The sequence below is a fragment of the Mesorhizobium intechi genome, from assembly GCF_002879535.1.
In the GTDB taxonomy this organism is placed as follows: Bacteria; Pseudomonadota; Alphaproteobacteria; order Rhizobiales; family Rhizobiaceae; genus Mesorhizobium; species Mesorhizobium intechi.
Genome location: NZ_PNOT02000347.1, coordinates 1 through 6675 on the forward strand (window position 1 = coordinate 1; position 6675 = coordinate 6675).

7 protein-coding genes and 1 tRNA gene are annotated in these 6675 nt (G+C 63.3%); 4 read left to right on the plus strand and 4 right to left on the minus strand.

Annotated elements, in window-relative coordinates; all coding sequences use genetic code 11:
* The 3 genes from C1D09_RS29235 to C1D09_RS29245 all read left to right on the plus strand — a co-directional run.
* Positions 1–882, plus strand: an 882-nt coding sequence (locus C1D09_RS29235; RefSeq protein WP_143977461.1) for a lipoprotein-releasing ABC transporter permease subunit, incomplete at its 5' end; no start/stop codon positions are given.
* Positions 834–1562, plus strand: a complete 729-nt coding sequence (locus tag C1D09_RS29240; protein WP_179295835.1) for an ABC transporter ATP-binding protein — start codon at positions 834–836, stop codon at positions 1560–1562. The genes C1D09_RS29235 and C1D09_RS29240, both read left to right, overlap by 49 nt.
* A gap of 474 nt (positions 1563–2036) precedes the next feature.
* Positions 2037–3287, plus strand: coding sequence for a site-2 protease family protein (locus C1D09_RS29245; protein ID WP_143977462.1), 1251 nt, complete (start codon positions 2037–2039; stop codon positions 3285–3287).
* Between the two features lie 20 nt (positions 3288–3307).
* On the opposite strand, the gene lipB is transcribed toward C1D09_RS29245, so the two are convergent.
* Positions 3308–4051 carry a lipoyl(octanoyl) transferase LipB gene (gene lipB, locus C1D09_RS29250; RefSeq protein WP_143977463.1) on the minus strand — a complete coding sequence of 248 codons (744 nt, stop codon included), beginning with the start codon at positions 4049–4051 and terminating at the stop codon, positions 3308–3310.
* Between the two features lie 235 nt (positions 4052–4286).
* Between lipB and C1D09_RS29255 the strand changes: the two genes are divergently transcribed.
* A tRNA-Leu gene (locus C1D09_RS29255) sits at positions 4287–4371 on the plus strand.
* An 86-nt stretch (positions 4372–4457) separates the two neighbouring features.
* On the opposite strand, the gene C1D09_RS29260 is transcribed toward C1D09_RS29255, so the two are convergent.
* The 3 genes from C1D09_RS29260 to C1D09_RS29270 form a co-directional block, all read right to left on the minus strand.
* Complete coding sequence (locus C1D09_RS29260; RefSeq protein ID WP_143977464.1) at positions 4458–5783, minus strand: HAMP domain-containing sensor histidine kinase; 1326 nt, start codon at positions 5781–5783, stop codon at positions 4458–4460.
* The gene (locus tag C1D09_RS29265) at positions 5780–6547 is read right to left on the minus strand and encodes a response regulator (protein WP_167514799.1); all 768 of its coding nucleotides are present in this window, start codon (positions 6545–6547) and stop codon (positions 5780–5782) included. The genes C1D09_RS29260 and C1D09_RS29265 overlap by 4 nt, the downstream gene beginning before the upstream one ends.
* 17 nt (positions 6548–6564) lie before the next feature.
* The coding region (locus C1D09_RS29270; protein WP_208760446.1) for a MipA/OmpV family protein at positions 6565–6675 on the minus strand (111 nt) is incomplete at its 5' end.

Sequence of the window (6675 nt, forward strand, 5' to 3'; positions counted from 1 at the left end):
GACCTCGGCAAGATCGCCATCGTCGCCAACAACATCAAGCAGGGGTCACTCGCCGGTTTCGATTCGGGCGAGGGCGTTGCCGTCGGCAAGCGCATGGCCGAGAATCTCGGCCTGACGCTGGGCGACACCATTACGCTCATCTCGCCCGATGGCGACGTGACGCCGATCGGCACGACGCCGCGCATGAAAGGCTACAAGATCGCGGCGATCTTTGAAGTCGGCATGTCGGAATATGACACGTCCATCGTCTACATGCCCTTCTCCGAGGCGCAGCTCTATTTCAACATGGATGGCCGCGCGCAGACGATCGAGATCTATGTCGACAATCCCGACAATGTCGACGCGCTGAAACCGAAGGTGGAAGAGGCGGCGCAACGGCCCATCGAGATGGTCGACTGGCGCCAGCGCAACGAGACCTTCTTTTCCGCCCTGCAGGTCGAGCGCAACGTCATGTTCATGATCCTGACGCTGATCGTGCTGGTGGCGGCGCTCAACATCATTTCAGGACTGATCATGCTGGTGAAGGACAAGGGGCACGACATCGCCATCCTGCGCACCATGGGCGCCTCGCGTGGCGCCATCCTGCGCATCTTCCTGATGACGGGGGCGGCGATCGGCGTCACCGGCACGCTCGCCGGCGTGCTGCTCGGCGTCGTGATCTGCACCAACATCGAATCGATCCGCCAGTTCTTCTCCTGGATGACGGGCAAGGTGCTGTTCAACCCGGAGCTCTATTTCCTGAGCCAGCTGCCGGCGAAGATGGACCCGCGCGAGACGACCTATGTCATCATCATGGCGCTTGGGCTGTCCTTCCTGGCGACGGTGTTTCCGGCATGGCGGGCGGCTCGCCTCGATCCGGTCGAAGCCTTGAGGTACGAGTAGTGGCCGAGGTCATTATCGAGCTGAAGAGCGTCGAGCGGCACTATGTCCAGGGGCCGCGCAAGCTCACCATCCTGAACGGCGCCGATTTCTCGCTGAAGCGCGGCGAGATGGTGGCGCTGGTTGCTCCCTCGGGCACCGGCAAGTCGACGCTGCTGCACACGGCCGGCTTGCTGGAACGCCCCGACGCCGGCGATGTGATCCTGGCCGGCCGCGCCTGCGGGCGGCTCTCCGATGACGAACGCACGTCGATCCGCCGCAACGATGTCGGCTTCGTCTACCAGTTCCATCATCTGCTGCCGGAGTTTTCCGCGCTGGAAAACATCATGATGCCGCAGTTGATCAAGGGCCTGCCACGCAAGGAAGCGGCCGAGCGCGCCGCGCAACTGCTCGACTATATGCAGATCGGCAAGCGCGCTTCGCACCGGCCGTCCGAACTCTCGGGCGGCGAACAGCAGCGCGTCGCCATTGCCCGCGCCGTCGCCAATGCTCCGCTGGTGCTGCTGGCTGACGAGCCGACCGGCAATCTCGACCCGGTCACCGCTTCCTATGTCTTCGAGGCGCTGGGCGCGCTGGTCAAACAATCGGGCCTGGCGGCACTGATCGCCACCCACAACCACGAACTGGCATCGCGCATGGACCGGCGCGTCACGCTCGCCGACGGCAAGGTCGTGCCGCTTTAAGGCTGTGCCGACATTGAGGCGAACAGACCGGACATCGACAGATCCAGCGGCGATTCAGCGAAGATAGGTTCGACCGAATCTCATCAGGTTTTCCGAACCCCGCCGACGGCCTGTCCTCACGCATTGTCGTGGCCTGTTGATAAGCGCCGCGCCGTCAACCTTTCCTTAACCCTGCCAATCTGATCGCCCGGAGATTCTGGCGAGGCCGGATTCTGCGCGTTGACATTGAAACAAAATTAGAACAAATTGCGAACATATCAACAACAGGAGAGAGTTATGACCGATCTGGTTCAGGATGTCATCTCACTGGTTTGCATGAGCACTTTCCTCATTTCCATGGCGATCTGGATCGGCGCCATGTGAGCTGGCGGCTCTCGCCGCCGTCGGTCCTCGTGGGTGAAACCCGCTTCCCTGTTAAGCCTTTCTTGCCGCCGCGACGCTAAGGTGCGCCACTCTGGCAGGAGCAACATTCAGGTGTCGCCCATCGTCACGGCCATTCTTGTGGCCAGCAATCTCGGGCTGATCTTTCTCTTGATGACCGTGCCGCTTGGTTCGCGCACGGTCAGGGTCAGCCGCGTGATTGCGATGGGCCGCCAGCGCCTCTGGCAGGCGCTATGGCCGCTTGGCAGCGATGCCGGCTGGTCCGGCGAGATCGTGTCGGCCGAGCCGCTGGACGGGGAGGGTGTGTCCCGCATCATGCTGTCGTGGGAAGGCCGCGACGGCGAGCCGATCGAGCGCAGGGCGCGGTTTGACGATGTCGTCGAGGGCAGCCGCTTCTCGATGCGAGTGCTTGAGGATACCGCGCTCGATGCTTCGTTCTGGAAAGACTATCGCGAAACCGCAGAGCTGGTTTCCGAAGGCAGCGGCACGAGGGTGACGCTTGGCCGGACGGATCGTTACCGTGGCGTTGCCTTTCTGGTGTTCCGCTACTTTGCCATGCGCCGCGAACTGTCCAAGCTGCAACGTTGGGCGATGACCGGGCAGTACCGCAAGGGCGGCTGGTTCGAGCATCCGCTGAGCCAGGTCGGTTTTGCCGTGCTGTCGGCACTGATCCTGTGGCCGTTCTTCGGCCTCCATCTTGGCGGGCTGGCGCTGGCCGCCATCCTGACGTCCGTCGTGGCCCTGCACGAACTCGGCCACATGGCGGCGTTCCGGCTGATGGGCCACCGCAAGGCGCGGATGATCTTCATCCCGCTGCTCGGCGGCGTCGCCATTGGCGGCCGGCCCTACAACAGCCGTTTCGAAGTGGCCTTCGTGGCGCTGATGGGGGCGGGCTTTTCCGCTTTCCTGGTGCCGATCGTCATCGCGGCCAGTGCGCTGGCCGGCAACGAGGGGCATAGGGGCGCGGCAGCGCTGCTGGCGGCACTGGCAGGCTGTGCGGCCCTGTTCAACATCGCCAATCTGGTGCCGGTGTGGAAGTTCGACGGCGGCCAGGTTCTGCGCCAGATCTGCCCGGGGCCGGTCGCGCTGGCCCTGGCCTCGTTCTTCCTGCTCTCGGCGTTCCTGGCGGTGGGCTGGCAGGCCGGCTTTTCCTCCGGCTTCCTGCTGGCGACCGGAGCGGTCTTTTCAATCCTCAGCCTGCTGACGATGGGCAGCGGAGTAAAGCCGCGTTACGAGCTGAAACCTATCCGTACCGTCGACCGCTTCGCCATCGCCGGTGCGCTGCTGGCGGTGTTCGTCATCCATGGCTGCGGCGTTCTGTGGGCGTCGGGGCAGTTGCTCTGAGCTGGTTGGGCCCGAAAGGATCAACCTGTCTTGCGGACGGCCTCGGCAGGCAAAGCCGCCACGGGACCGAAAACATCCTCGAAGGCTGATTTCAGCGCGAGATCCAGATCGGCCATGCCGACGGGCAGGCCAAGGTCGACGAGACTGGTGACGCCGTGGTCCTGAACCCCGCACGGCACGATGCCGCCAAAATGCTCGAGCTCCGGTTCGACGTTGATGGCGATGCCGTGAAAGCTCACCCAGCGCCGCAGCCGGATGCCGATGGCCGCGATCTTGTCCTCGGCGGGCGAGCCGTCCGGCAATGCAGGGCGATCGGGCCGCACCACCCAGACGCCAACCCGGTCCTCGCGGCGTTCGCCGCGCACGTTGAAGGCGGCGAGCGTGCCGATGATCCACTGTTCGAGCGCGGCGACGAAAGCGCGCACATCCTCGCGCCGCCGTTTCAGGTCGAGCATGACATAGGCGACCCGCTGGCCTGGCCCATGATAGGTGTATTCGCCGCCACGCCCGGCGGCAAAGACCGGAAAGCGGTCGGGCTCGATCAGGTCCTCGATGCGGGCGCTGGTGCCCGCGGTGTAGAGCGGGGGATGCTCGACCAGCCAGACCATTTCGCCGGCGGCCCCGCTGCGGATCGCCTCGGCCCGCGCTTCCATGAAGGCCAGCGCATCGGGGTAGGCGGTCAGGCCGGGCTCGATGCGCCACTCGACCGGTGCCGAACCGGGGAGCGGCAGGAACGACGTGGCGATCTGGCTGCGTTCTGTCATGGGTCTTCGTTTTTGTTCATGCATGCCGCGGTCCCAAAACCGCCACGCACTTTCGGGCAACATGCATCCGCCTTCCATATGGCGATATCGGGTGCAAACGTCCAGTTCCACATGCTCATTCCGATCCTGTGGACGGATATGCCAATCGGCTGACATTATTGCGCATCGCGCACTTGTTTCGCCGGAAACGATTTGCTACACGCCGCGAGCCGGTCGGTTCCGGCTCCTACCACGTGCGGTCGTGGCGGAATTGGTAGACGCGCAGCGTTGAGGTCGCTGTGGGGCAACCCGTGGAAGTTCGAGTCTTCTCGACCGCACCAAAATTTCCTGAAGCAAGCCTTCGGAGGCCTCGAGATAAGCTCCGGCAATCTGGGATCATCGGACCCCGGGCAGGGCGTCGCCCCTCCTATAAGGGCCGGACCTTGGGCGCATTCGGCAGATCGACGGTCACGACGAGGCCGCTTGGCTGGTTGTCGTGCAGTTCGATCTTGCCGCCGTGACCCTGGATGATGTCCGCGACGATCGACAGGCCCAGACCGAAGCCGTGTTTCGACGCAACGCCGCGCGACATGTCCTCCTTGAAGAAGGGTTCGAAAACACGGGAGCGCGCCGTCATCGAAATGCCTGGCCCATCGTCGCCGACCGCGATGCGCGCCGCCGTGTCGGTCTGCGTCAATGCGACGGTTACGTTGCCGGCGAATTTGACCCCATTGTCGCACAGGTTGGTGATGGCGCGCGCCAGCGCATTTGGTTTGCACCAGCCCAGAAGCCTGTCCGGCCCGGAATAGGCAACCGAAAACCCGACGTCGGAGAATTCGGCGCAGACGGTCTGCAGCACGCTGGCAATGTCGGCCCGCTGCAGCGTTTCCGTCGAGACGTCGTTGCGCAGATAGGTCAGGGTCTCGTCGATCAGATCTTCGATGTGCTGGATGTCGGACAATATGGCGGTTCGAACGGGGCCTTCATCCATGCGCTCGGCGCGAAGCCGCAGCCGCGTCAACGGCGTGCGCAGATCATGACTGACGCTGCGCAGCATGCGGGTGCGGTTTTCGATCATCGTGCGGATTCGCGTTCGCATCCTGTTCAGCGCGCGCGCCAAGCCGACCATTTCGATGGAGCCGCGTTCGGCGAAAAGCTCTTTGCCATTCTCGATCTCGGCTTCCCCCACTGCGTTCGAGATGCGCTTCAACGGCTCCGTCACAGCCCGGACCGCAAACAACCAGATCAGTAAGGGCAAGGCGACGAAAGCCATGAACCTGTAGAACGAGACCCGGACGAAGCCTGACGTTAGCCAGGAATCGGGCATGCCGAAATGCGCCAGGACGCTCTCCTGGTCCAGATCGATGACAAACGCATACTGGCCGCCGAGCCTTATCCAGCGCCCAGGGATCGAGCAGCTCTCGATCTGGAGAAGCCATCCGATGCTTCGCCATTGCAGATAGGAATCCGGAATATTGCTGATCTGTTGCCTGGGCAGGATCTTGAAATCAAAGCCGGCGCGCGTCGCCGCAGCCAGAACAGCGCCGCGAGCTTCGCTTGGTGTTTGGCGCAGCAAGGCAGCGACAACGGCAGCCCGCTTGGCGCTATCTTCCACGACGGGAAGGTCGATATTCGCTATCAACCCTTCGACGACCGATCCGACGGACAGGATCGCGATCACCGCGATGAAAATGATCGCCGCGAACTGCCCACGCACCGACTGCGGCAGGAAACGGCGGACCAAGCGCCTCACGCTTCCTCCACGGTGGCGGTGAAGATGTAGCCACCCAGCCGGACAGTCTTGAGAAGTACCGGATCGCGCGCGTCTTTTTCGATCTTCTGGCGAATCCGGCTGACATGGACATCGACGCTTCGCTCGATCGGGCCGGCAAGCCCGGCATGGGTGACGCTGAGAAGCTCCTCGCGCGACAGAACACGGCCCGCATTGCGGCAGAACGCCAGCAGCAGGTCGAATTCATGCGTCGTGGTCGCAACCCGCGCATTGCTGGGATCATGCAATTGCCGGCGGACGGGATCGAGGCGCCAGCCGTTGAAGCGAAGCACCTTTGTGCGGTCCCGTTCGTCGGGAGCGTAGGCCGTGCGGCGTAGCAACGCCCTTATCCTTGCCGTCAGTTCGCGCGCGCTGAACGGTTTGGTCACGTAATCGTCGGCGCCGATCTCCAGCCCGAAGATGCGGTCGATCTCCTCGCCGAGCGCGGTCAGCATCAGGATCGGAACGTTCGTTTGCGCACGAAGCCGGCGGCAGATGCTGAGGCCGTTCTCGCCAGGCAGCATGATATCGAGCAAGATGAGATCGAATTTCTGGTTGCGAAGCGCGGCGTTCATGCGGACGCCGTTGGCGGCGATTTCCACGATCATGCCGTTTTCCGTGAGCGTCTCGCCCAGCATGCGGGCGATCTCGATATCGTCTTCGACAATGAGGATATGCGGGCCTTGCCTCGGCGATCTGAACTCGGCGTTCAGATCGATCCGGCTGGAGCCTGCCGCGGCCTGCATTGCACTATGTGTGGGCATCAAAACCGATATCCGACCAGAAGCATCCCCGAGGGCTGGACCTTGTCGACGACAACAGGGCTGTCGGCAGCGTCGCCCATAAGTATGCCGACCCCAGCCTGGCCACGCAC

Excerpts from the sequence above, each read along its gene's own strand:
- C1D09_RS29240 (WP_179295835.1), top strand. The coding sequence starts at position 834 with ATGGCGGGCGGCTCGCCTCGATCCGGTCGAAGCCTTGAGGTACGAGTA.
- lipB (WP_143977463.1), bottom strand. The coding sequence starts at position 4,051 with ATGACAGAACGCAGCCAGATCGCCACGTCGTTCCTGCCGCTCCCCGGT.
- C1D09_RS29265 (WP_167514799.1), bottom strand. The coding sequence starts at position 6,547 with ATGCAGGCCGCGGCAGGCTCCAGCCGGATCGATCTGAACGCCGAGTTC.